Source organism: Pseudodesulfovibrio alkaliphilus, assembly GCF_009729555.1.
GTDB lineage: Bacteria > Desulfobacterota > Desulfovibrionia > Desulfovibrionales > Desulfovibrionaceae > Pseudodesulfovibrio > Pseudodesulfovibrio alkaliphilus.
Map to the genome: position 1 here is coordinate 717,429 of NZ_WODC01000001.1, position 26,117 is coordinate 743,545.

17 protein-coding genes are annotated in these 26,117 nt (G+C 63.5%); 12 read left to right on the forward strand and 5 right to left on the reverse strand.

Annotation, left to right across the window (positions count from 1 at the left end; translation table 11 throughout):
• Positions 1–9 precede the first annotated feature (9 nt).
• The 4 genes from GKC30_RS03420 to aprB all read right to left on the reverse strand — a co-directional run bounded on the left by GKC30_RS03420 (position 10) and on the right by aprB (position 6,263).
• Complete coding sequence (locus GKC30_RS03420; protein ID WP_155932271.1) at positions 10–2,292, reverse strand: hydrogenase iron-sulfur subunit; 2,283 nt, start codon at positions 2,290–2,292, stop codon at positions 10–12.
• Between the two features lie 3 nt (positions 2,293–2,295).
• On the reverse strand, positions 2,296–3,531 hold the full coding sequence (locus GKC30_RS03425) for a CoB--CoM heterodisulfide reductase iron-sulfur subunit A family protein (protein WP_231117007.1): 1,236 nt from the start codon (positions 3,529–3,531) through the stop codon (positions 2,296–2,298).
• Positions 3,532–3,699: 168 nt separating this feature from the next.
• A complete protein-coding gene (gene aprA / locus GKC30_RS03430; protein WP_155932273.1) occupies positions 3,700–5,697 on the reverse strand; it encodes an adenylyl-sulfate reductase subunit alpha in 1,998 nt (665 codons plus the stop codon).
• 65 nt (positions 5,698–5,762) lie between these two features.
• Complete coding sequence (gene aprB, locus GKC30_RS03435) at positions 5,763–6,263, reverse strand: adenylyl-sulfate reductase subunit beta (RefSeq protein ID WP_155932274.1); 501 nt, start codon at positions 6,261–6,263, stop codon at positions 5,763–5,765.
• A gap of 621 nt (positions 6,264–6,884) precedes the next feature.
• Here aprB and sat point away from each other — a divergent pair.
• From sat to GKC30_RS03490, 11 genes are all read left to right on the forward strand, one after another.
• On the forward strand, positions 6,885–8,171 hold the full coding sequence (gene sat / locus GKC30_RS03440) for a sulfate adenylyltransferase (protein WP_155932275.1): 1,287 nt from the start codon (positions 6,885–6,887) through the stop codon (positions 8,169–8,171).
• Positions 8,172–8,349: 178 nt separating this feature from the next.
• Positions 8,350–10,089 (forward strand): carboxyvinyltransferase, encoded by a 1,740-nt coding sequence (locus GKC30_RS03445; protein WP_155932276.1) that lies wholly within the window; start codon positions 8,350–8,352, stop codon positions 10,087–10,089.
• Complete coding sequence (locus GKC30_RS03450; protein WP_155932277.1) at positions 10,058–10,360, forward strand: hypothetical protein; 303 nt, start codon at positions 10,058–10,060, stop codon at positions 10,358–10,360. Before GKC30_RS03445 ends, GKC30_RS03450 begins: the two co-directional genes overlap by 32 nt.
• A 57-nt stretch (positions 10,361–10,417) precedes the next feature.
• The gene (locus GKC30_RS03455) at positions 10,418–12,337 is read left to right on the forward strand and encodes an aconitate hydratase (RefSeq protein WP_155932278.1); all 1,920 of its coding nucleotides are present in this window, start codon (positions 10,418–10,420) and stop codon (positions 12,335–12,337) included.
• A 71-nt stretch (positions 12,338–12,408) separates the two neighbouring features.
• The gene (locus GKC30_RS03460; RefSeq protein WP_155932279.1) at positions 12,409–14,307 is read left to right on the forward strand and encodes a SurA N-terminal domain-containing protein; all 1,899 of its coding nucleotides are present in this window, start codon (positions 12,409–12,411) and stop codon (positions 14,305–14,307) included.
• Between the two features lie 163 nt (positions 14,308–14,470).
• Entirely contained in the window at positions 14,471–15,685 is a 1,215-nt protein-coding gene (locus GKC30_RS03465; protein ID WP_155932280.1) for a CgeB family protein, read from the forward strand.
• Between the two features lie 12 nt (positions 15,686–15,697).
• The gene (locus tag GKC30_RS03470; protein WP_155932281.1) at positions 15,698–17,107 is read left to right on the forward strand and encodes a glycosyltransferase family 9 protein; all 1,410 of its coding nucleotides are present in this window, start codon (positions 15,698–15,700) and stop codon (positions 17,105–17,107) included.
• Positions 17,108–17,275: 168 nt separating this feature from the next.
• Complete coding sequence (locus GKC30_RS03475; RefSeq protein ID WP_231117008.1) at positions 17,276–19,231, forward strand: flagellar hook-length control protein FliK; 1,956 nt, start codon at positions 17,276–17,278, stop codon at positions 19,229–19,231.
• A gap of 12 nt (positions 19,232–19,243) precedes the next feature.
• Positions 19,244–19,978: a flagellar hook assembly protein FlgD gene (locus tag GKC30_RS03480; protein ID WP_155932282.1), complete on the forward strand. Its 735-nt coding sequence runs from the start codon at positions 19,244–19,246 to the stop codon at positions 19,976–19,978.
• Positions 19,979–20,037: 59 nt separating this feature from the next.
• The gene (locus GKC30_RS03485) at positions 20,038–21,699 is read left to right on the forward strand and encodes a flagellar hook protein FlgE (protein ID WP_155932283.1); all 1,662 of its coding nucleotides are present in this window, start codon (positions 20,038–20,040) and stop codon (positions 21,697–21,699) included.
• A gap of 474 nt (positions 21,700–22,173) precedes the next feature.
• Positions 22,174–23,103 carry a flagellin N-terminal helical domain-containing protein gene (locus GKC30_RS03490; RefSeq protein ID WP_155932284.1) on the forward strand — a complete coding sequence of 310 codons (930 nt, stop codon included), beginning with the start codon at positions 22,174–22,176 and terminating at the stop codon, positions 23,101–23,103.
• Between the two features lie 121 nt (positions 23,104–23,224).
• Here the strand turns inward: GKC30_RS03490 and rnc are convergent, their stop codons facing one another.
• Positions 23,225–23,935 carry a ribonuclease III gene (gene rnc, locus GKC30_RS03495; protein ID WP_155932285.1) on the reverse strand — a complete coding sequence of 237 codons (711 nt, stop codon included), beginning with the start codon at positions 23,933–23,935 and terminating at the stop codon, positions 23,225–23,227.
• 18 nt (positions 23,936–23,953) lie between these two features.
• Between rnc and GKC30_RS03500 the strand changes: the two genes are divergently transcribed.
• On the forward strand, positions 23,954–26,056 hold the full coding sequence (locus GKC30_RS03500) for an acetate--CoA ligase family protein (protein ID WP_155932286.1): 2,103 nt from the start codon (positions 23,954–23,956) through the stop codon (positions 26,054–26,056).
• Positions 26,057–26,117: the final 61 nt, after the last annotated feature.

Here is a 26,117-nt window from a genome sequence, read left to right on the forward strand (position 1 = left end):
CCGTACCTCCTAGTAGCCCTTGAACGGGTTGGGGCCGAAGTTGTTGACAATGTTCGAGACGAATTCGTCGATCATGTCGGGAACCTTGTCGTACATGTCGATGGAGACCTCGTACTGCTCGACGCGCTCGGGCTCGACACCCAGGCGGCCCAGGGACTCGGCGATATTCTCCTTGCGGCGGTTGCACAGCTCGGAGCCCTTGACAAAGTGGCACTGGTAGTCGTCGCCGTACTTGCAGCCGAGCAGCATCAGGCCGTCAACACCCTTGCTCATGGCGTCGGCCACCCAGATGGCGTTGACCGAACCGAGGCAACGGACTGGCAGGAAACGCACATAGGGGCTCCAGCTGCGTCCGCGCATGGCGGCCATGTCCAGCGCCGGATAGGCGTCGTTCTCGCAAGCCAGGATGATGATGCGCGGGCCGCCGGCGTCCAGGGTGTCGGGCACCTTGACTTCCTTGATGGCCGATCCGATCTGGTCGATGCCATAGTTGGCAAAGGAGATGACGCGCTCGGGGCAGGCGCCCATGCAGGTGCCGCAGCGACGGCAGCGCGTCGGGTTGGGCATCGGCGTTCCCTTCTCGTCGTCGTCCAGGGCGCCGAACGGGCACTCCTCGGTGCAACGCTTGCACTGGGTGCAGCGCATGAAGTTGAACTCAGGGAAACTGAGGTCGCCCGAACGGGGATGCACGGAAACACCCCGGTTGGACGACTCGATGCACTGTATGGCCTTGAGGGCGGCACCGGCAGCGTCATCGGCGGCCAGGCCCAGCCCCATGGGCTGGCGCACGCAGCCTGCGGCGTAAACGCCGGTGCGGCGAGTCTCGTAGGGGAAGCAGATGTAGTTGGAATCCGCAAACCCGTCAAACAGCTCCAGGTCCGGGAAAGCCGGTCCCTGGCGGTAGACGAAGTTCATGGTCGGGTCAGCCGCGGTGGTGGGCACGATGGCCGTGGGCACCACCACGAGATCGGCGCTGATGGCGATATCGTCGCCGATCAGGGTGTTCTTGGCCTTGATGACCACCTCGCTGCCCGCTTCGTCCACCGAGGTGACGGTGCCCTTGGTCAGCATGACGCCGGGATCGTCCTGGGCGGTCTGATAGTATTTCTCGTTGATGCCGGGGACCATCATGTGATCGTAAATCACGTAGGCCAAGGCGTCGGGGGCCAGCTCGCGCACATAGTTGGCCTGCTTGAGGGCGACCAGCGAGGTCAGCTCCGAGCTGTAGGCCAAATGCCTGGCGGATTCCTTGTCCTCGTACTCGAAGACCTCGCACTCATCAGAGGTGTCGGCAGGGGCCTCTTCCTTGCAGGGCATGTCTTCCGGGGCGGCGCAGGCATCCCCGCACTCGCCGTAGCTTACGCCCTTCATGAGCAGGGTTGTGTCCACGATGAAGGCCACGGAGGACGGGGCCTTGCCTTCAGCCGTCTTGATTCCTCCGTTCTTGGCCATGGCCTCGAACTCGGCGGAGGTGACCACGTTCTTGACCCTGCCGTAACCCAGCGGGGCGAGGAACTTGGACTTGCCGGGAACCCAGCCCGTGGCCATGACCACTGCGCCGATCTCGTACTCGGTGCCGCCAATGGTGGCCTTGTATTTTGCGGGCGCTCCGGCCAGGGATTCCAGAGTGGCTCCGGTGATGACCTTGATCTTGTCGTTGGCCTGCACCTCGGCAATAAGTTCCTTGACGCCGATCTCCTGGGTCTTGTCCCCAAAGGAGCCGGACAGGGGGAACGACTTGTACATGGTCGCGGCCTTGCCGCCCAGCGTGTCGGACTTTTCGACCAACACCACGGGGTAGCCCAGGCTGGCGGCATTGAGGGCCGCGTTCAGACCCGCATAGCCGCCGCCGAGAACCAGCACGGTCTTGAAGGCTTCGGGAATTTCAGGGGCGGGAATCCGGCTCTTGGTGAGCTTGGAAACGCCCATGTTGATGTAGTCCTTGGCGATGACCTCCATCTGACCCGGGAAGGCGGGGTCGTCCTGGAAGGACCAGACGCAATGCTCGCGCAGATTGACGCGCTCCACCTGGACCTTCTCGCCGAACTTGAACACATCCCACTTGGCGCGGGGGGTGCAAGCGCAGCAAACCACGCCGTCGAGTCCCAGCTCGGCGATGTCGGCCTCGATTGCGGCCTTGCCTTCGGGGCTGCACAGCACGGGGTTGGACTTGGCCACCCCGACCGCTGCCGAGTGCTTGCCCCCGGCGACGAACTGGGCCAGGGCATCGACATCGAGATTGGCCCCGATGTCGCAGCCGCCACAGATATATACTCCAAGCTTTTCAGCCATTGCTTACCTCCCTACCACGGTTTTGATCGCCTTCATCGCGGCGGCGGTGCCGGACTGGGCGGTCTTCATGACGTCAAAGGGCTGCTTGGCGCAACCGGCGGCAATGATGCCATTGCCGTCAATGACAAAACCGTCGGCATCAACGGCCCCGGCCGGAACCTTGAGGCCGGCGATGCTGGGCTCCATGCCGGTGGCCAGCACCACCAGGTCGTACTTCTCGTCTGTCTTGATGCCGGTGACGGCGTTCTCGACCGTGACCACAGGGTTGCCCGTGCCGTCGTCAACGATGGCCGCCACCTTGCCCTTGACCAGGCTGAGCTTGTCGTCGGCCTCGGTGATGGCCTTGAACTTGTCGTAGCGGCCCGGGGTGCGCAGATCGATGTAGTAGACCGTGACGTTTGCGTCACTGCGCTCGCGGATGTAGCGGACATGCTTCAGGGAGGCCATGCAGCAGATGTATGAACAGTAGTTGAGGTGGTTCTGGTCACGGGACCCGGCGCACTGGACAAAGGCGATGCGCTTGGGCTCGGCGCCGTCGGACGGGCGCAGGATCTTGCCGCCTGTGGGTCCGTTGGGCGCGGCCAGACGCTCGAACTGCATGTTTGTGACCACGTTGGGCACCTTGCCGCCGCCCAAGTTGGTCAGCTTGGCGATATCGTAGGGCTTCCAGCCCGTGGCCACGACGATGGCCCCGACCTTGAGATCGATGCTTTTCGGCTGCTCGTCCAGGTCTACCGCGTCGTACTTGCAGGCGTCCTTGATGGCGGCCAGCTCGGAGTCGGAGGCATTGTCCGCGTCCACCACATAGCGCATGGGAAACATGAAAGGATGGGTCTTGTAGGCGACCTTGCGCTTGCCCACGCCGAAATCGAACTCGGAAGCCACTGTGGTCGTGGCGGCCTTCTCGCAGTCGCCGCAGGCTGTGCACCGCTCGTTCACATGGCGGGGGCGCTGGGTGATCTTGACATCATAGTCCCCGGCCGAGCCGGAAACGGATGCCACCGAGGCCATGGTCAGCACCTTGACTTTGGGGTTGTTCTTGATGCGCTGAAACTGGATCTCCAGGCCGCAGGAGGGGGGACACAGCTTCGGGAAGTACTGATTGAGCTGCGCCACCCGGCCACCGAGATAGGGGTTTGTTTCAACGATGTACACCTCGTAGCCCACTTCGGCGGCTTCGAGGGCGGCGGTGATTCCTGCGAACCCGCCGCCTACCACGAGAATACTGTTATTCGACATTCTCTTCATTCCTCCCGAATAATGTTGAGGCTTCGCCCAAAAATGGCCTAAACCCGGACCGGGAGCGGCATCCCGGCCCGGATTCAGACCATTTTAGCCCCGGCAGATTGGGAAAGTGACCGCGGGCCGGGGGCCCGCGGTCACGGGTCGATCACTACCTACTGCAGCTTAGGCGTCGGGGATGATCTTCACGTAGGGCTTCTTGAAGATGGTGGTCACGCCAGTGGCGGGATCGTACTTCGAGTTGACGAAGCACTTCCACTTGGAATCGTCAAGGCCCATGAAGTCGCCGCGGTAGTAGAAGCCCGGGTAACGGGACTCCTCGCGGAACTCGATGTGCTGCATGTGCAGGCGCACGGTCCACAGGCGATGGTACTGCTCCCAGCAGCGCATCAGCTCGTGCAGATCGCGGGCCGCAAGCTTCTTGGAGTCCTCCTCCATCATGCCGAGCAGCCAGAAGCCGGTGTTCAGCAGAGCCTTGGAGGTCATGTACAGGGTGGCAACGCCGCCGCCGTATTCATCGGTGCACTTGATGAGGCGCATCATGAAGTTGTGCGGGGTGATGTAGGCCGGGTTGACGACCGGGTCGGTGGAACCGCCCTTGGCGGCCTCGTAGGTGTACCAGGGCTGGTAGATTTCCTTGGCCAGATCAGCGGCCTTTTCCTTCAGGGTCGGCTTGAAGCCCTTGTGATCCACGCACCAGCGCACCATCTGCTTGCCGACGATGCGGCCTTCAGCATGGGAACCGGAGGAGAACTTGTGGCCGGAAGCGCCGACGCCGTCAGCGCAGGTCCACAGGCCGTTGACGGAGGTCATACGGTTGTAGATCTTGCCGTTGTCAGCCTTGATCTTGTAGGAATCGGGAACCCAGGACTCGTCCGGACCGGAAACCCAGATACCGCAGCAGCCGGAGTGGGAACCCAGGAGGTACGGCTCGGTGGGCATGATCTCGGAACCGCGATCCTCGGGAGCGCAGTTGGTGGCGGCCCAAAGGTTGGCCTGACCGACGCACATGTCGAGGAAGTCTTCCCAAGCCTCGGACTCGAGGTGCTTCCACTCGGGTCCGCTCAGGTCGCCGTTGACGGTGGTCAGCAGGGCTGTCTTGGTGTCCATGAAGATGGGGCCGCGACCTTCGCGCATTTCGCGAAGCATCATGTGGTTACGCAGGCAGGTCGGGATGATGTGACCCTTGGCGTAGCCGCGATCCTCGTAGGGCTTCAGCATGGCGCGGTTGGTGACGCAGTAGTCCTCGCCCTTGTAGTTGGTGGCCTTGGCCTTGAAGAGCAGGAACCAGGCGCCGACCGGGCCGTAACCGTCCTTGAAGCGGGCGGGCACGAAGCGGTTTTCCATCATGGTCATCTCGCCGCCGACCTGGGCGACCATGGTGTAGGTGGAACCGGAGTTCCACACCGGGTACCAGGCGCGACCCATGCCCTCACCAGTGGAGCGGGGGCGGTAGACGTTGACCGCGCCGCCGCAGGCGACGACACAGGCGTTGCAGGTGTAGACGTACACCTTGTTCTCGCGGGTGGAGAAGCCGACGGCACCGGCGATGCGGTTGGGCTCGTTGGCGTCCAGGAGCAGCTTCACGATGAAGACGCGCTCAACGTAGCGGTCCTCGCCGATGGCGTTCTTGGCGGCCTCGGCCACGATGCACTTGTAGGACTCACCGTTGATCATGATCTGCCAGCGGCCGGAACGGACCGGCTCGGCGCCGTTGCGGATGGCCAGACCCTCGGCCTTGGCCTTGCCGCCGTCGACGTTCTTGCCGTCTTTCTTGACCCAAACGGGCAGGCCCCACTCTTCGAAGAGGTGGACGGAATCGTCAACGTGACGGCCCAGGTCGAAGATCAGGTCTTCGCGAACCAGGCCCATGAGGTCGGTGCGGACCATGCGGACGTAGTCGTCCACATCGTTGGCGCCAACATAGGTGTTGATGGCGGAGAGGCCCTGGGCCACGGCGCCGGAGCGCTCAAGGGCGGCCTTGTCAACCAGCTCCAGGGTCAGGCTCGGGTCCACTTTCTGGATCCAGCGCATGGCCTCGAAAGCCACGCCGCAGTTACCCATACCGCCGCCGACGAGCAGAAGATCGACGTGTTTCTCGACGATCGTCGGCTCGGCCAGAGCGACACCTTTGGAAGCTTCTTTGCTGGGAAGCAGAGGCATAATTTCCTCCTAGGATTATTCTTGTTTTGCAGTCTGTAACGACAAATCAACGCTTCGGACGGAAACTAGACGAGGTTCCCGTAGTCGTCGGCCTTCCACTCTTTCTTCAGGTCGGCCTCGGTCACAGGGGCCTGCTCCTGAATGACAGCCTTGGGGGTCGCCAGCTCGGCCTCGGTGAAGAGCAGCTCGTTCTCGAGGTCGGTCGGCTCAGGCTTGCCGTCAAAGGGCTTGATGGAGCCTTCGGGAGTGGTGCGGATGGGGAACTTGAAGCGCTTGACGCTGCCGTTGCGGAACTTCACGGTCCACATGATGTCCTCGGCGGAACGCATCGGGATGGAGGTACCACCCATGGGGGCGAAGTCGGCGTACGGACGGGCTTCAATAGCGCCCTGGGGGCAAATTTTCACGCAGGAGTAGCATTCCCAGCACGCGGACGGCTCCTGGTTGTATGCCTTCATCTCGTCGGCATCCAGGATCATCAGATCGTTCGGGCAAATGTACATGCAAGCGGTCTTTTCGCCACCCTTGCAGCCGTCACATTTTTCCGGGTTAACAAAGGTCGGCATAACTTCTCCTCCTAAATAGGGTTTTATTATTCACGATAACCGACGTCCTCTACCTAAAAACAAAAATTTGCATCGCATCGGGTTGAAGCCGATGGGAATTTCGAATTAGCAACTCCGCGCCCAACTTGTCAACGAGAAAGTGAATTTTTTAACAAGCTCACCGCACTGCCCTGATGGGCAAACCTGCGTAAAACCGCCTCGCAGGCTTGTTTTCACCCTGTTCGCCCCTAAAAAGGGGCACACATGCCCAGACAGAGGGGTCAAAGACATATTATTACCACCAGTAATAGAGCAATTTTCAACCCGAGTGCAAGCCTTTTTTGGTCTTTTGATGCAACGATCCGGTTTCTCGCCTCAGGCCGGACCCAGGCTGGAAAATCAGCGCCCGCATGCGTTTTTTCTAGACAATGTCCCGAAAACCTCTAAGCAAAACCCCTCCGGCCCGGGGGATGCAGGACCCCGGCCGACGGCCGGAAAAAGCGCTTGACACGACTTTCACAAACGTACATTAAGGGGCTTACCCTGTTACGTGGGACACTATCATGGTCAACCAGCGCTCACCAGAACGCACCATGAATGAAGGCTATGGAATCATTTGACAAACTTTTTTAGGAGGCTCACATGTCCAACCTCGTAGCACCTCACGGTGGAAAAGGTCTCGTCTGCTGCCTGCTCGAAGGCGCGGAACTCGCTGCTGAAATCAAGAAAGCCGAAGGTCTGAAGACCCTCAACATCTCCGACCGCGCCAAGGGCGACCTGATCATGATGGGCATCGGCGGCTTCTCCCCGCTGAATGGCTTCATGGGCAAGGCCGACTGGGCTGGCGTCTGCGAAAAGTTCCTGATGGCCGACGGCACCTTCTGGCCCATTCCCATCACCCTCGACACCAACGACGAAGACGTCAAGGTCGGTGACGAAGTGGCTCTCAAGGCCGCCGACGGCGTGATCTACGCCACCATGAAGATCACCGAAAAATTCGAGATGACCGAGAAGGACAAGAAGTGGGAATGCGAGCTGGTCTACAAGGGCCAGGGCGAAGACTCCGCTGACGACAAGTTCTGGTCCGTGGCCCTGGAAGACCACCCGGGCGTTCAGATGGTCATGGCTCAGGGCAAGTACAACTTGGCCGGCCCGGTCAAGGTCCTCTCCGAGGGCGACTACGCCAAGCGCTTCCCCGGCGTCTACCTGACCCCGGCCCAGATCCGCGCCGAGATGGAAAAGCGCGGCTGGTCCAAGGTCGCCGCTCTGCAGCTGCGCAACCCCATGCACCGTTCCCACGAGTACCTGGCCAAGATCGCCGTGGAAGTGTGTGACGGCGTGGTCATCCACTCCCTGATCGGCAACCTCAAGCCCGGCGACATCCCGGGTGACGTGCGCATCAAGTGCATCCAGACCCTGATCGACAACTACTTCGTGCCTGCCAACGTCATCAACGCCGGCTACCCGCTCGACATGCGTTACGCCGGTCCCCGCGAGGGCCTGATGCACGCCACCTTCCGCCAGAACTACGGCATCAACAACATGCTCATCGGCCGCGACCACGCCGGCGTCGGCGACTTCTACGGCCTGTTCGAGGCGCAGGACATCTTCAAGCGCATCCCCTACGCCACCGAAGCCTGCCCCGAGCCGGGCAAGGCCCTGCTCTGCCAGCCGATGAACATCGACTGGACCTTCTACTGCTACAAGTGCGACGGCATGGCCTCCATGCGCACCTGCCCGCACACCAAGGAAGACCGCGTCATCCTGTCCGGCACCAAGCTGCGCAAGGGCCTGTCCGAGGGCACCGAGATCCCGGACCACTTCGGCCGCGACGAGGTTCTGGACATCCTGCGCGAATACTACGCCGGCCTGACCGAAAAGGTCGAGGTCAAGATGCAGAAGGCCGCTTCCGGCTCCAGCATGAAGTAAAGGGTTTAAGCCCGTTGCGACTCCGGGGGGAGGCAGCTTGCGCTGCCTCCCCCTTTCAGTTCCTCCGGGCGAACCGGGAGCCGCCCCCTCGCAGGGCTTGCCACGCCGCATCTTTCGGGATAGAGAACCGATTCCCCGTCCGGGGAGCCATATCAATTATAAGGAAGACGGAAAGACCATGATCAAAATCCGCAAGGAAGACACCGGGCGCACCCCTGTCGGCAAGGGCTCAGGCAGAGGGGGGCGTCCGGCCCGCGGCGAGGGGCCGGTGAAATTCGGCAAACGCCCCCCCCGCCCGACCCGCGACACCGACCAGGATGGCGAGGATGCGCCATTTGCCGACAAGGCGGCCGATGTTGCCCAGCACCGCTTCACCGACATCTCCCAGATCGACGGCCAGATTCTGCATCTGCTCGAGAAGCGCTCGTTCCTCATCCGCAAGGAAGGGGCGTGGCGCAAGTCGCGGCAGAAATCCCTGGTGGACCCCAAGCTCGAGAAACTCCTGCGTACCGCCTTTGACCAAGCCGCCTCTGACCTGGGACTCGACGCCCGGCTGACGCGCACCCTGTTCACCCTGCTCAACCAGTTCTCCCTGGCCGATGTGCGCAAAAAATTCACAGGCGAAGGCTACAAGCTCGCCCCGCGCCAGGAGCCCGTTCAGGCAGCCATCACCGGGCCGCGCTCCTTCCGTCGCACCCGGATGATGCTGGCCATGGCCGCCAGCGCCGGGCTGCGCACCACTCTGGCCCCGGTGACCATGAACGCGCCCAACAAGGATCTGGCCAAGGCCCTCAAGCAGGTGGGCGCCCCCATCCACTGGGACGAGGACTTCATCCGCAACGACGGCGGGCGCACCCTCGGCTTTGAGGGGGCCATGGTCTTTGTGGGCGAGGATTCCTTCAATTTCTACCTTCTCCTGGCACTGGCCCTGGGCCATGCCGGACGGTGCAAGTTCACGGGCAAGCCCGGTCTGCAGCTCATGGACATTGCGTCCCTGAACAAGGTCCTGCCGAATCTGGGGGCGCGGCTGGTGCCCATGAATCCCAACAACCCCGGCCTGCCCGCCCGCCTGGAATGCGGCGGGGCCATGGACGAGGAGATCACCCTGCCCGGATCCCTTGACCCGGACTTTGCCGCGGCCCTGACCCTGGCCGCCTGGACGTATCCGGGGGGACTGACCATCAGGGGCCTTGGCCCCGAGGCGCGGGAGCGGGTGGCAGAGGCCGTGGACGTACTCGCCGTCTGCGGCATCCAGGCCAGCTTAAGCGGCGACACGGTCACGGTCAACGACGGTGTCCCGGTCATGGAAGAGGTCCCGACCATCCCCCTGTCCGTGTCCTTGTGCGGTCTGCTGCTGGCCCTGCCCATCATGACAGGCGGCTCCATCAACATCCAGGGCACCTGGCCCTCAAGCGAAAGGGGAAGGCGCGTGCTCGACGAGCTTTCACGCCTTGGCCTGCGCATCGACACGGCCACCGACAACCTCATCGCCACCAAGGTGGCCGACATGCCCCGGGGCGCGGCTATCGCCCTGGGCAGCGATCCCGATCTGCTCCCCCTGGCCCTGGCCCTGGCCCTCAAGGGCGAGGACGCCGTGCTCAAGAATGCGGACGACACGGTCATGGAACTGCTCGACCGCATGGGCGCTGCCTATGAGCAGACCGACGATGGTCTGGCCCTCAAACCCGGCGGCCGGACCTGGGAGGGGACATGGTACAGTCCCGCCCCGACCTGGTCCATGGGTTGCGCCCTGGCCGCCTATGCCGTGCCCGGCATCGTGCTGGAGAACCACGGCGAGGTGACATCCACCTGGCCGGAGTTCTGGAACTTCTACAACTCGCTTCCCACCGGAAAAATGAAGCCAAAACCGGCCACGGAGAAGAAAGATGACACCCGCAGACGAATCAAAATCCGGTGAGCCAAGGCTTTCCGAGGACATTCCGACCCTGGAGGCCGAGATCGCCGCGCTGACCCTTGAACGGGAGAAGACCGTTCGGACCATCCGCGAGTTGATGGCCGCCGAGAAACCCGCGGAAGGCATCTTTCATCACGAGCAGATATTCGAACTGCAGCGCGACAAGCTGCGCCTGGATGTGGACATCCAGTTCCGGGTGAACAAGATCAACCGGCTCAACCTGGGCATTGACGGCCTGAGCCAGTCCGAACCCGGAAACGGTTTCCTGTTTTAGCGGCCCGCGCACGACGCATTGAGAACCCGACACCCCAACGACCCGCAGGAGAGGCAGATGGGCAAGAGCATCACCCACAAGATCATCGAGAAGCATCTCGTCTCTGGCGAGATGATCCCCGGCCGCGAGGTCGGGCTGCGCATAGACCAGACCCTGACCCAGGACGCCACCGGCACCATGGCCTGGCTCCAGTTCGAGGCCATTGGCGGCCGGGTCCGCACCGACCTCTCGGTCAGCTATGTGGACCACAACACCCTGCAGATGGGTTTTCGCAACCCGGACGACCACCGCTACCTGCGCACCGTGGCCGCCAAATCCGGCGCGGTCTTCTCCCCGGCCGGCACGGGCATCTGTCACCAGCTTCATCTGGAGAACTTTGCCAAGCCCGGCGCGACCCTGATCGGCTCTGACTCCCACACGCCCACTGCGGGCGGCATCGGCTCCATGGCCATGGGCGCGGGCGGACTCTCCGTGGCCCTGGCCATGGCGGGCGAGCCCTATTTCATCCCCATGCCCAAAGTGGTCAAGGTCCACCTGACCGGCGCTCTCACTGGCTGGGCACAGGGCAAGGATGTCATTCTCCACCTGCTTGGCCTGCTCACGGTCAAGGGTGGCGTGGGCAAGGTCTTCGAGTACGGCGGGCCGGGCGTGGCCTCGCTCTCGGTGCCGGACAGGGCCACCATCACCAACATGGGCGCGGAGCTGGGGGCCACCACCTCGATCTTTCCGGCCGACGCCCGCACCCGCGAGTTTCTGGAGAAGATGGGCCGGGGCGCCGACTTCCGCGAACTTACGGCCGACCCGGACGCCGAGTACGACGAGGTCATCACTATCGACCTTGGCACCCTTGAGCCCCTGGTGGCCCAGCCCCACATGCCAGATCGGGTCTGCCGGGTCAGCGAGCTGGCAGGCAAGGCCATTGACCAGGTTGCCATCGGCTCCTGCACCAACTCCTCTTACTCGGACCTCAAGAACACGTCCCAGATCCTGGCCCGGCGCAGGATTCCGCCCAGCACCGACCTGCTCATATCCCCCGGTTCCAAGCAGGTGATGAAGATACTGGCCCGCGAAGGTCTCATCGAGCCGCTTCTCGACGCCGGGGCACGGGTGCTTGAATGCACCTGCGGTCCGTGCATCGGCATGGGCGGATCGCCGGTCAGCGCAGGCGTGTCCGTACGGACTTTCAACCGCAACTTCGAGGGCCGCTCCGGCACTCAGGACGGACAGGTGTATCTCGCCTCGGCCCAGACCGCAGCCCGGCTGGCGCTGGACGGCAAATTCACCGACCCCGCCACCTGGGGCGATGCGCCCGAGCGGGTGGAGCTGCCCGCCGAGGTTCCCTCCATCCGCGACCTGTTTGTATTCCCGCCCGACAACGCCGAAGCCCTGAGCATCGTGCGCGGGCCCAACATCGTGGCCCTGGAGGAGTTCGACGACCTGCCCGGAACCATCGAAACCACTGTGGCACTGAAGGTGGGGGACAACATCACCACTGACCACATCCTGCCCGCCGGAGCCGAGATAACGGCCCTGCGCTCCAACATCCCGGCCATCAGCCAGTACATATTCAGCCGGGTGGACAAGGAATTCGTGGCCCGCATCCGCGAGCTGGGCGGCGGAGTCGTGGTGGGCGGCGAAAACTACGGCCAGGGGTCGAGCCGGGAACATGCGGCCCTGGGGCCGCGCCACCTGGGAGTCAGGGCGGTCATCGTCAAGTCCCTGGCGCGTATCCACCGGGCCAACCTCGTCAATTTCGGCATCCTGCCGCTGCTCCTTGCCGACCCCGGCGACTATGACCGTCTGCAACAGGGCGCGGGGCTGACCATCCCGGCCGAAAGGATCACGCCGGGCAATACCGTGGACATCCGCCTCGCCAGCGGCGAAACCGTGGCCGTCACAAATGATTTGACCAAAAAGGAACTGGATATTATCCAGGCAGGTGGTCTGCTCAACGCAGTCCGCAACAACCAGTCCTGACGACCGATACGAACGCTGCCGCCGCCCGGATCCGTGCCGGGCGCGGTCAAACGCGCCTCTGTGGAGTAGCAATGCTTGAGATAATGCGTGAAAACGCCTCGGGATGGATCGTCAAGATCCTGTTTGGCATCATCATCGTGGTCTTTGTCTTCGCCTTTGGAATGAGCGGGTTCGACACCGGGCAGGACCCGGTGCTGGCCACGGTCAACGACCAGAGCATCACCCGGGCCGAATTCGAGGACGCCTTCCAGCGCGCGGCCGAGGGATTGCGAAGCACCAACCCCGAAGTGACCACCGCCCAGTTGCAGGACCCCCAGTTCAAGCAGATGGTGCTGGGCGAACTGATCAACAACCGGCTGCTTCTGGACGAGGCCGACCGCCTGGGCATCACGGCCTCGGACGATGAGGTCTTCGCCGCCATCACCCGCCAGTCCTACTTCTGGAATCAGGCCGGAGCCTTTGACCGCGAGATCTACATGGCCGCCCTGCGCTCCATCCGCATGACGCCCGCACAGTTCGAGGCCAACTTCAAGCGGGAAATCATCGCAGGCAAGGTCACGGACATGGTCCGCAGAACCGCTGTAGCCACCCCGGAACAGGCCCGCCAGATATACGACTGGGTCGGCGAGGAGGCCCGCGTGGAGTACATCCTCTCCGTTCCGGCCGACTTCCTCGGCCAAGTGAGCGTTGACGAGGCAGAGGTCGAGGACTTCTACGCCACCAACGAGTCGCGCTTCATGGTGCCCGAGCAGGTGCGTGTGCGCTACCTGCTCTTCACGCCCAAGGATCTGGCCTCCCGCCAGGAGGCGAGCGACGATGAGGTCGAGGCATACTTCGAGGCCAATGCGGCGTCCCTGCGCCAGGAGGAAGCCGTCAAGGCCAGCCACATCCTGATCCAGTCCAGCGACGCCGATCCCGAAGAAAAGCAGGCCGACGCCCGCAAACGCATCGAAGCAGTATACGCCCGAGCCAAAGCCGGCGGCGATTTCGCTGCCCTTGCCCGGCAGTATTCCGAAGGCCCCAGTGCCCCGGGCGGAGGCGATCTCGGCTGGTTCGGCCGGGGCGACATGGTCCCCGAATTCGAAGCGGCCGCCTTTGCCACGGCCAAGGGGCAGGTCAGCGAGCCGGTGCGCTCACAGTTCGGCTGGCATGTCATCTTTGTCGAGGACCGCAAGGAACCGGGCGAACCGACCCTGGACGAAGTCAGACAGGACATCGTCCGCGCCATTGCCGAAGAAAAGGCGGCCGACAAGGTCACCGACCTGTTGGACGAAGCCATGGACCTCATGCTCTCAGGCATGACGCTTGATGCCGTGGCCGACGAACTGGGCATGCTTGCCGTGACCTCCAGCCCTGTCCCGGCCCAGGGGCTGGCCCAGGGTTTCGGCATGACTCCCGAGGCGGCGGCCGTGGTCATGCACATCGGCCCCGGCGAATCGCACAAGACCCCCATATCCATCGAGGGCGGCTACATGCTGGTGGAAAAGGTCGAGGACATCCCGGCCGCCCCCCTGCCGCTCGGCGAGGTACACGAGTCCATCGTCGCCTCCCTCTCCCAACGCAAGGCGTTTGAAATGGCCATGGCTGACGCCCAGGCCACCCTTGAGCGTCTGACCGGGCCTGACGCGGCAAAGGCGGCCACCGGGCTGGCGCGGCGCCTCAAGACATCCGAACCTTTCGACCGCCAGGGCTTCGTTCCCGGCCTGGGACAGAACAGGAATCTGGCCGACGCCGCCTTTGCCGCCGAGGAAGGCGCATGGCTGCCTGAGCCCTTTGCCCTGGAGGCAGGCGTTATCGTGGCCCGGCTCAAGGAGATCATCCCGGCCTCCGAGGCAGACTGGGAGAACCAGAGGGACACATGGCTCGAACAGGCCAACCGCAACTACCAGTTCGAGGCCATCAACGCCTACATGACCGAACTGCGCCAGCAGGCGGAAATCAAGATAGCCCGGCCCGATCTGCTCAACTGATCCGTACCGTTGACCGACACTCCCCGCCCGCGCCGGTTCACGCCGACGCGGGCGTTTTTTCTCCCGCAAGCCCCAAGGGCAAGGCGGCCACCCCGACAGACCCGGCCTGTCCGCCCGTCGCCGGAGTGGACAAATACCCAGGCTGCCGTTAGTGAGAGGGGCAATGCAGACATCCCCGAACACCTGGCCAAAATTCCGCCAAACGTCGCCGCGCATCCTGCTGCTCACCAGCCAATACTTCCTGACGGGTGAACTGAAGGCCGCGTGTCAGCGGCTTGGCGTGGAGCATCAGGTCATGGACTTCGGGACCAGGGAAATGGACCTTGACGCCTTTGTCTCGCGCACGGTCACAGCCCTGACCACCTTCCGCCCCGACTTCGTGCTCACGGTCAACCACCTGGGCGTGGACCGCGAAGGCGTACTGGCCGCCCTGCTCCACCGCTTCGACGTGCCCCTGGCCTCCTGGTTCGTGGACAATCCCCACCTGATCCTGGGCTCCTACCAGAACCTGCAAGGCATGCGTACAGCCATCTTCACCTGGGATTCGGACAATCTCGACTCGCTGACGGCCATGGGCTTCAGCCATGTCTTTTATCTGCCCCTGGCCGCGGACCCCACCCGGCTGGTGCCCCACCGGACCCGGCGCGTGGCCGCATGGCGGGCGCCCATCTCCTTTGTGGGCAATTCCATGCTGGGCAAGACCATCAAGCGGCTGGAGGCGTCCAACCCGCCACCCCGGCTGGTGGAAGCAGGCATCATGGTGGCCCGGGCCTTTGGCGAATCCGACGAGCGCTGCTCGGGCCGCTTTCTGATCCGCCATTTCCCGGAGCTGCGCGAAGAGTTCGAGGGGCTGGGCAGTCCGGAACGCATCCAGGCGTTCGAGACATTCCTCACATGGCAGGCCACATTGCTCTATCGGCTCGACTGCGTACTGCGCATCCTCGACCACTCACCGCTCATCGTGGGCGACGCGGGCTGGAAACAGCTGCTGGCAGCCCGCACAGGCTGGCGCTACCACCCGGAGCTGTCCTATTACGACGATCTGCCGGACTTTTACCCGCAAAGCGACATCAACTTCAATTGCACCAGCCAGCAAATGAAGGGCGCGGTCAACCAGCGGGTATTCGACGTTCCCTGCTGCGGCGCCTTCCTGCTCACCGACTACCGCAGGCAGATGGAGGAGCTGTTCGAGCCGGGCAGCGAGGTGGTTTTTTACAGCCATCCCGACGAGATCCCCGGACTGGTGGACATCTACCTGAACGATCCGGACAAGCGCCGCCGCGTGGCCGAGGCCGCCCGCAGACGCGTCCTGGCCGAGCACACCTACGACCACCGCATGAACCGGCTCATGGCCCTCATGCGCGACACCTTTGCCTGACCCTGGCCCGCCATGAGTGCCAAACGCCCCATTCTCATCCTCCAGATGCAGCGCATGGGAGACCTCATCCTCTCCTACCCGCTCTTGCTCTGGCTCGCCCGGCAATATCCGGGCCACCCCCTGTTCGTGGCCGCCGAGGAGATTTTCTACAAACCCCTCATGCGCATCTCACCCAAGGCGACCTATGTGCCCTGGACCGGGGTCAACATCCTGCGCCAGCAGCACTTCGAGCTGGTCATCAACCTGAGCATCCGCGAGGAGGCAGCCCGGCTGGCCCACGATCTGCGGGCCGAGGCCCGGCTCGGGCCGACGCAAACCCCGGACGGGGTCCGCTTTGTCCACGGCCCCTGGCAGCTCTATCGAACCTCTCTGGTGGGCAACAACCGTTTCAATCGATTTCACTGGGCCGACCTCAACGCCATGGACGCCATTCCGGCCAAGGCCATGGCAACCACCCGGTTCGACCCCCCGCGCACCCTGCCGCCCGATACCGGCCGGGTGGGCCTGTTTCTGGGCGCAAGCGAACCGGGCAAGCGCCCCTCTGCCGCGTTCTGGGCCGATCTCGTACGCGAACTCCTGGGACGCGGGCTGCGGCCCGTGCTCTTTGGCGGCCCGGCCGAAAAGGACCTGGGCCGCCAAGTGATGGCCTTGTCCAAGGCTCCGGCCCTCAACCTGTGCGGCACCCTGGGGCTGGACGAATTTGGTGCCGTGGGCCAGAGCCTGGCCCTGCTCGTCACTCCGGACACGGGCCCCATGCATCTGGCCGCATGGACCGGGCTCAAGTGCCTCAACCTGTCCATGGGCCACGTCAACCCGTGGGAAACCGGCCCTTACCCCCCCGGCCACCTCGTGCTGCGGGCAGACATGGACTGCGCCCACGGCTGCTGGCAATGCACCCGGGACAGGCTCCACTGCCACGCCCCCTTTGCCCCTGCCCGCATCGCGGTCCTGGCCGCCCGCGTGGCGGCTGGCGACAAACCAGACAAGCTGGCGCGGCTGACCCTGCCCGGCCTGACACTCTCCAGCACGGCACGGCGGCATGGCCTCTTCGCCCTGCACAGGCTCGACCCGGACGCACCTGACGCCCAACGACTCGTCTCCCGCTTCTGGCAAGCCTTTTTTCTCTGGCGGCTGGGCGGACGCGCCGAACCCGCGGCTCTCGCCGCATGGAACGAACTGGCCGGGTCCGCGCCCGAGGCCGCCAACGCCCTCCTGACCCACATCCCGGAGATGGGCCGCCAGCTCAAGCACGGTCTGCGCACCGGAGCGCTCCTGTCCGACACCTTCTGGACCTGCAGCCCGGCCGTTGCCCGTCCTCTGGCCGGATATGTCCAAATGGCCCTGGCCAACGGCTGCCACTCCCGCACGGCATGGGCCGAGGCCCTGGAGCTGCTGGAGGCGCTCATCTCCGTCAGCGGTTGATTCCGTCCCGGTCCAACCCCGATTCCCCCGGCAAAGAAAGCCGCCGACACCGCCCGAGAGGGGCAGGGTGGCGATTTGTGCCGCTTCAGCCCAACGGCAACATGCTTGAATTGCAGACTTTCACACTTGGCACGTCTTTTGATTGTAAGCATGCCGAAGGAGTGAACCATGCAAAATATTCCTGGCATCGCCCTGAAAGAAACCGAGAGCAAACTCACGGCCCCCACATACTCCGCCATTGGCAGAGATGAGCGGCAGTCCATGTTTGCCGAGGTTTTTGCCATGCACTCCGCCTCGGTAGAGAGCGAGTTGTCCATGGCGCCCGTCGCCACCAGGGAAAAAATGCTCGACGCCGCTCCGCAGCGCCAGGAGGAAGTCCGTACAGTTGCCCAAGGCTCTGAAACCCGCTCCTGCGAGACGGGCAAGGAGGCCCTCCGCCCCGCGCACGAAGCCCGCGATGCCAAGAGGGACGAACAGGCCGAGCGCGATGAACGCGACGAACGCATGACCAGAGAGGACTTCGAGAAGATCAAGGATGATCTCAAGGCATACGGCCTGACCGACGACGAGATCAAGGCTCTGGAGAAAAAGGTCGGCAGCGACGAAGGCATGACCTGGAAGGAATTCGTGGCCGCCCTGGCAACCAAGATGGAGGCCACGCGCAAGGCCGCTCTCGGCGACGAGCAAAAGGGTGTGCTCGCCAACTTCTTCGCCAAGCTCGGTTTTTCGGCCGAGGAGTCTGACACACTGCTGGCCAGACTTGAAAACGGCGAACAGGACAAGGTCATGGGCGAGTTGCAGGCCAAACTGGCTGAACTGCCCAAGGCCAGGCAACTGCTCCTGACCAAGGAGGAAATTGTCGCCTTCTCGTCCGCCATGGGCTTCTCCGGCGAGTTCACGACCAAGCTCAAGGAGATGTTCGGCTCCGGCACCACGGCCAAGGAGATGCGCGAGGCATTTACCCTGATCCGTCAGGAAATGTCCGACATGAACGCCAAGGACCGCGCTCTGGTTCGCGCCGTGGGCAAGGCATTTGCCCAGGCCATGGGCGAGACGGCCCGGGAGAGCAGCGCGGCTCGCGACCTTGAGGCCGCCGTGGACCTGACCCCCCGCGTGGCCGAAGACGCTCCCAAGGCCAAGGGCCAGCCCCAGGCACAAGCCAATACCCAGGCACAAGCCAAAGCCCAGGCCAACCTTGATGCCAACGTCAAAACCAACATCAAGACCGACGCAAAGGCCAACGCCGGGGCCGAAGTACAGACCGATATGAAGGCCAATGCCAGGGCCGACGCTCAGACCGACGCGAAGGCCAATGCCGAGGTCAAAGCCCAAGCCAGTGTGGAGATTCGCGAGGACTTCAAGGAAGCGGTGGACACCCGCCGGCACAACACCGGGGCAGAAGCCGCCCGCAAGAGTTCCTCTCCCCTGCCCGAAAAGGCTGGCGAAACGCGGCCAGACAGCGGCCAGGGCGACCCCAGGCAGGATTCCAGATCAGACGCCGACGCCGAGTCCAACAAGGCGTGGAACAATTTCTTCGGCCGCCTGAAGGACGACTCCGGTACCGCCGCGAGCCGCACCCAGGTCAGGACCGAAACCATAGAGCAGGCGCTGAGGACCGATGTAACGGACGCGGCCTCAAGGTCCCAGAACCGGGCCTGGGAAAAGGTGGACGCCCCCCGGGTCATGCGCCAAGTCGAAAATGCCGTGTTCAGAAACCTGACCAACGGCACCAAGCAGCTCACCCTGCAACTCACCCCCGAGAACCTCGGCAAGTTGAACATCATGCTTCAGGTGCAGGGCAAGGAAGTCAACGCCGTGATCCGGGCTGACAACCCAGAGTCCGCCAGGATCATCAACGAGAACATCGAAGTGATCCGCAGCGCCCTGGAGGGCCAGGGACTCAAGGTCGAAAAACTCGATGTGCAGGCCGGACTGGCCGGCAACCAGGACAACGCCTGGACCGGGCACGACCAGCACAATCTTTCCCGCGAGCGGGAAATCATGGCCGCCATGCGCAGACACATGCGGGCCATGCGCGGCGACACAGGCGCGGCGGGCACTGCCGCACAGGCCGAAATGGTCCATTCTCCGCGCACCGAAAACGGCATTCACGTCATCGCTTAAGGGAGGTCTGTCATGGGATACACCGACACCACCGGCGTCTACCTGGGCGCACAGGAGCAGCGGCTGGCCGCATCCAACTCGCCCACCAACAAGACGAGCCTTGCCCAGCAGGATTTTCTGACTCTTCTGGTGGCCCAGTTGACGCACCAGGACCCGCTCAACCCCATGCAGGACACGGACATGACCTCACAACTGGCCCAGTTCTCAAGCCTTGAGCAGCTGACCGACATCAACGATGGCGTGAAGTCCCTCAACTCCGCCATGACCCAGACCGACATGCTTTCTGCAGCCGCATACATCGGCAAGGAAATCAAGGCAGAGGGCTACAAGGTCAGCGTCAACGAAGGCACAGCCTCGACCATCTACTATGGATTCGGCGAGCCAGTGACCAACATCTTCATGAACATTTACGATGCCGAAGGCGCCATCATCCGCACCGTGGAGCTTGGCAGCAAGGAAGCCGGCTCCTACCAGTACAAGTGGGACGGCAGGAACGAGGCCGGGGAGCTGGTGCCCGACGGCATCTACGGCGTGGGCATCATCGGCCGCGATGTCAGCGGCGGCGCGGTCATGGTCCAGACCGAGATATCGGGCACTGTCGATGCCGTGGTCAACGAGGGCGGCACCCAGTACCTGCGCCTCAAGGACGGCCGGTTCATCAGCTTCCTCAACGTCAAGGAAATCGTGGACCCCGGAAGCAAGACCGTCACCGACGACACCGACACCTCGGAAGGGGCTGAAGGCTAGGCAAAAACCGCCGGAGGCGACAACGTCCCGGCTTCTTGGAGAAGATACAGGAGGTAATTATGGGTTTAGGGTCATCTCTCTACGCGGGCATCACCGGCCTGACCGTGCACTCCGAGCGCATGACGGTCATCGGCAACAACCTCGCCAACGTCAATACCGTGGGCTTCAAAGGCACCACCATGCAGTTCGAAGACCTCATGAGCCAGGATTTCGCCACGGTCAACGGCATCGGACAGGTGGGCAGAGGAGTGCGTGTCTCCACCATTTATTCGGACTTCGGCCAGGGCTCCTTCGAGTCCTCCACCGAGGCCACGGACATGGCCATCTCCGGTGACGGCATGTTCATCGTCTCGCCCAAGGGAACCGACGCCAGACTCTTCACCCGGGCGGGGAACTTCCGCTTTGACAACGACGGCTATCTGGTGGACCCCCACGGATACGTGGTCCAAGGCTGGCAGGTGGAGCAGGCGGTCACCACTGTTTCGACCGCCAGCGCCGCCACCCCTTCAGGCAGCGGCTCGACCCGCATTGTGGGCACGCCCACAGACATCCGCCTTGAAAACTTCCAGTCCGCTCCAAAGGCCACCACGACCATGACCATGGTGACCAACCTCGACCCCACGGCATCGGACAAGGCCAAGAACGACACCAACCCCTACTTCGCCATGTTCGAATTCTGGAACGGCACCGAGGACACCCCGCTGGACAACAACCGCTACTCCTACTCCACCACCATGAAGGTGTTCGACGACATCGGCACCGCCCACAACGTGACCGTCTACTTCGACCCGGTCACCTTGAGCAATGCGGGCGGCGACACGGCCTGGGAATTCATGGTCACTGTCGATCCCATGGCCGACAAGCGTGTCCTCAGCGGCGCCGACGGCAACCCGACCCCAATAGGCAAGGGGCAGAACTCGGCCGCAGGCATCCTGATGATCGGCACCCTGACCTTCTCCACCGGCCAGCTCACGGGCATGAGCGCCTACACCCTCAAGTCCAACGGCGGCATGACCGGCGGCACCAAGAACCTGGACAACTGGACCCTGGCCGACTTCTCGACCGGCGGCTACCCGGTGTTCACGGCCAACTTCCTGGGCAAGTCCAACGCCAGCGCGACAAATCAGGACGACGCCACCCTCATCCAGATGGACTTCGGCATGTCCAACAGGAACCTCAGCGGCAACGGCTGGACCGTGCCCATCGGCACCGTGCCCGAAAGAGCTTCGGACATAGGCGCTGCCACCGCCAACACCAGCAGACTGCCCAACTTCCGGGACCCCTCCATCAGCGCCCTGGCCACCCAGAGCTACAACACCGGCGGTTCGTCCACACTGTTCCAGAGCCAGAACGGGTACTCGGCCGGCATCCTGCAAAACATCTCGGTCTCACGCGAGGGAGTGCTCACCGGCCACTACTCCAACGGACAGGTGATCGAGCTGTATGCCCTGACCCTGGCCACCTTCACCAACAAGCACGGCCTACGGCGCGAGGGCGGCAACCTCTTCTCCGAGACTCGCGAGTCCGGCCCGGCCCTGACCGGCCAGGCGGGCACAAGCGGCAAGGGCACCGTGGACGGCAACGCCCTGGAATTGTCCAACGTGGACATGGCCACGGAGTTTGTGCGCATGATCACCACTCAGCGCGGGTTCCAGGCCAACACCAAGGTCATCACCACCACTGACTCCATGCTCGGCGAAGTGATCGCCATGAAGCGCTAGAAACGCCCTTACCGCGTCCCGCCCATACCGCGAGGACGCCTTCTCCAAGACTGCTCCGCGTCTGACCCGCGTGGAGCAACGCACCCAACGGCCCGGCAGGATATTCCTGCCGGGCCGGCTCGTCATGCCCCCGGACCCGCCAGTACACGGCTTGAGCCCCTGCCGAGCCACCAATCAAGGACATCGCCGCGAGCCGCTTTCAGGCACGTTCCATAGCCGCCCTTTCCGGGGCATCCCGCCGTAACCAACCCGCCGGCCCCTTCGCGCCAGCGGGGCAGGGCATTTTTTGCTGCCGCCAAGCGGCAATCCTTTGACGAGACAAGGCTTGCCGGAGATTCGGCCTTAGGAAAAAACGATCTGTCTAGACATTTTTTAGAACATTAACATCTTAATATAAATAAATAAACCTTAGTTGGCATACATAATGCTTGAGATGGCACAAATGGATTTGAAGTTTGAACAAGGAGGGTTCTGATGTCTTTAGTTATCAACCACAACCTGATGGCGATGAACGCCCAGAGGAACCTGACGGACCATTACGGCCGCCTTGGTGTCTCGACCCGGCGTTTGTCATCCGGTCTGCGTGTTGGCACGGCTGCCGACGATGCGGCCGGGCTGGCGATCCGCGAACTCATGCGCTCGGAAATAAGCTCATTGCACCAGGGCATCCGCAACGCTGCCGACGCGATTTCGCTCATCCAGACGGCCGACGGCGCACTGCAGGTCATTGATGAAAAGCTCATCCGCATGAAAGAGCTGGCCATGCAGGCATCCACCGGCACGTACAACTCCGACCAGCGCCTGATCATCGATTCCGAATACCAGGCCATGTGCTCGGAAATCAACCGTATCGCCATGGCCACCGATTTCAACGGCATTTACCTGCTCAACGGCAACCTCTCCGGCGACCCGGGCGTGGACCACAACGGCAGGGGCCTCGCGCCCACCGGCCCGCTGAAGATCCACTTCGGCACGGGCAACGACTGCGCCGAGGACTACTACTATGTGGCCATCCAGGGCTCCACTTCCTCGGCCTTCGGCCTGGGTCACGGCGCCGCGATAAAAACGGAAGGCGCCACCTGGGAGGAGCAGAACGCGGGCAAGGCCATTTCCACCCAGGCCCTGGCCCAGGCGGCCATGGCGGCCATCAACGACGCGATCATCTCCAAGGACAAGATCCGCGCCAACCTCGGCTCCATGCAGAACCGCCTGGAAAACACCATCACCAACCTGGAAATCCAGGCCGAAAACCTGCAGGCCGCGGAATCCCGCATCTCTGACGTGGATGTCGCCCAGGAGATGACGGAGTTCGTGCGCAACCAGATCATGACCCAGTCCGCGGTCGCCATGCTGGCGCAGGCCAACTCCCTGCCCAGAATGGCCATGCAGCTCATCGGCGGCTAGCCGCACCGGGTCGGCTGACGCGACTGAAGACGATCGGAACCGGCCCGGCGGCCTCTGGCCGCCGGGTTCCGGTCGCCGGTCGTCTGCGTGTCCGGCCAGGGCGCAGGGCCGGGGCCGGGCGCTACTGGTCCTTGAAGGCAATGGGGTTTTCGCCGGGCTCCAATGTCTCAAGGGCGAGCCGTGCCGCCTCCTGTTCCGCCCGCTTGACGCTGGTGCTGATGCCGCGAAACACCTCCCCCGTGGGCAGGGCGGCATCGACCATGAAAATCTTCTCGTGTTCAGGGCCGCTTGTCCCGGCCAGCATGTAGACCGGCCGATCGCGGAACCGTTCCTGGGCCACCTCCTGCAGGCGGCTCTTGTAATCCTTGGTCTCGGGCAGCATCTCTGGCCGGGGCCATCTGTTCTTGAAGATATGGAGGATGGTCCGCCGGGCCGCCTCGAACCCTCCGTCCAGAAACACCGCACCCATGAGCGCCTCGAAGGCGTCGGCCAGCAACGCATCGCGGTCGCGCCCGCCCTGCAGCTCCTCGCCCCTGCCCAGCAGAATGTGGCGATGCAAGCCAAGCTCTCGGGCGATGGCGGCCAGGCTCTTCTCCTTGACCATCTGGGACCGGATGCGGGTCAGCTGGCCTTCGGGCGCATCTGGAAACCGCCGGTAGCCCTCCTCGGAAACGCACAGCTCCAACACGGCGTCGCCGAGAAACTCCAGTCGCTCGTTGTCGCCGTCGCCCTCCTGCTCGTTGGCATAGGAGCTGTGGGTCAGCGCGGCCCGCACAAGCTTGACTTGGGCAAACCTATGGTGGATAGATTGCTGCAGGTCGCCGATATCCATTCAACCTCTCCGTGGTATATGCAATCAGACGCCAGCCTCGCCACCCTGTTCAATCCCGACTCCGTCGCCGTCATCGGCGCCTCGGACAACCCGGGCAAACTCGGCCATCTGGTGCTCGCCAATCTGGTGGGCGCAGGGTACAGGGGGAAATTGTTTCCCGTCAATCCCGCCGGGGGCGAAATCCTCGGAATTGCCGTAAGCCCCGCCATCGATCAGTTGCCACACCCCCCGGACTTGGCCGTGGTGGTCCTGCCGCGCCAACAGGTGCTGGACACCCTGGCCGAACTGGCCGAAGCCCATGTCCGCTCCGTATGTGTCATCACCGCCGGGTTCCGCGAAACCGGCCGGGACGGCTTTGACCTTGAGATGGAAATGGCCGAGCTGGCACGGCGCCGCAACATGACCCTGCTCGGGCCCAATTCGCTCGGGCTCATCAACACCGCCTGCGGCCTCAACGCCACCATCGCCCAGGCCATGCCCGCCAAAGGCTCCATCGGCTTCTTCTCCCAATCCGGGGCACTGTGTTCGGCCATTCTGGACTGGGCGGACGGCGAGCAGTTCGGCTTCTCCAAGTTCGTCAGCCTGGGCAACAAGGCCGCCCTTTCCGAAGCGGACGTGCTCGAAGCCCTGGGCGACGACCCTGACACCAAGGTGATTATCGGCTACCTCGAAAGCGTGGACGATGGGGAAAAATTCCTGCGCAAGGCACGGGCAGTGACCAGCTCCAAGCCGGTGATCATGATCAAGGCGGGCACCACCCCCTCGGGTGCGCGGGCCACATCGAGCCACACGGGCTCCATGGCCGGCTCCGTCGAAGCGTCCGCCGCCGCCTTCCGCCAGGCGGGCATCATCCAGGTGAACGACCTGGAAGCGCTCTTTGACCTGGCCCGTGCCTTTGCCGAGCAGCCGCTGCCGCAAGGCCCCAACCTGACCGTGATCACCAACTCCGGTGGCCCGGGCATCCTGGCCGCCGACGCCTGCGAAGGGGCCGGGCTCGCCCTGGCCCGTCCCGGTCCGCAATGTCTTCAGGCCCTGACCGAGGCGCTGCCCCCCTTTGCCTCCATATACAACCCCATCGACATCATCGGCGACGCCAGGGCCGATCGCTACCGGGCCACCCTGGAAGCGGTTGCCGACGACGAAACCACCCACGCCGTCCTGACGCTGCTCACGCCCACGGCCTCGGCCGAGATAGAGGCCACGGCCCAGGCGATCATCGACACGGCCGCCGCCTGCCACAAGCCCATGTTCGCCTGCTTCATGGGCCATGAGCGCGTCGGCCCGGGACGGGACATGCTGCTGGCCGCAGGAGTGCCCTGCTACGCCTATCCCGAGCCCGCCATCCGCGCCATCGCGGCCATGCTCGCCCACCACCGCTGGCTCAACCGGCCCCATCCGGTGGAGGTGTGCTTCCGCCGCGACAAAGGCAAGGCCGAGTATGTCATCGACAAGGCCCGCAAGCTCGGCCTCAAGGAACTGCCCTTTGCCGACGCCATGACCGTGGCCGCCGCCTACGAGCTGCCCGTGCCGGAAACACGGCTGGTACGCACCAGCGAGCAGGCCGTGCGCGCTGCCAAGAAACTCGGCTATCCCGTGGCGCTCAAGATCGTCTCGCCCCATATCCAGAGCCGGGCCGACGTGGGCGGCGTGGCCATCGACCTGCACACCCCCCGCGACGTGCGCGACGCCTGGCTGGACATCACCAGCCGCTGCCAACGCAAACGGCCCGACGCCTATATCGCGGGCTGCATGGTCCAGACCATGGGTCCCATCAGGGGGCGCGAGGTGGAGGTTCGCTTCACCCAGGACCCGCAGTTCGGCCCGCTGCTCTCCTTCTGTCTGGCCGGGCCTCTCTCGGAAATGCTCGGCGATGTCAGCCACAGGCTGGCCCCGCTCACTCTTCAGGATGCCCAGGACATTGTCCGCGAAATCCGCTCGTTCCCGCTCCTGCGCGGGGTTCGCGGGGAGGAGCCGGTCAATCTGGCGGCCATTGAGGACATTCTCTTGTCCATGTCGCAACTGGCCTGCGACTTTCCCTCCATTCAGGAGGCCGTGCTCAGTCCGGTGCTGGTCAACGCCGAAGGTGCCCTCGTTTCGGACCTGCGCTTGACCATCGGCTGATTATTTCGCAATGTCATCAAGACGAGTCGCGGGCCGAGGCCCTGCACTCGCTTCACAACCA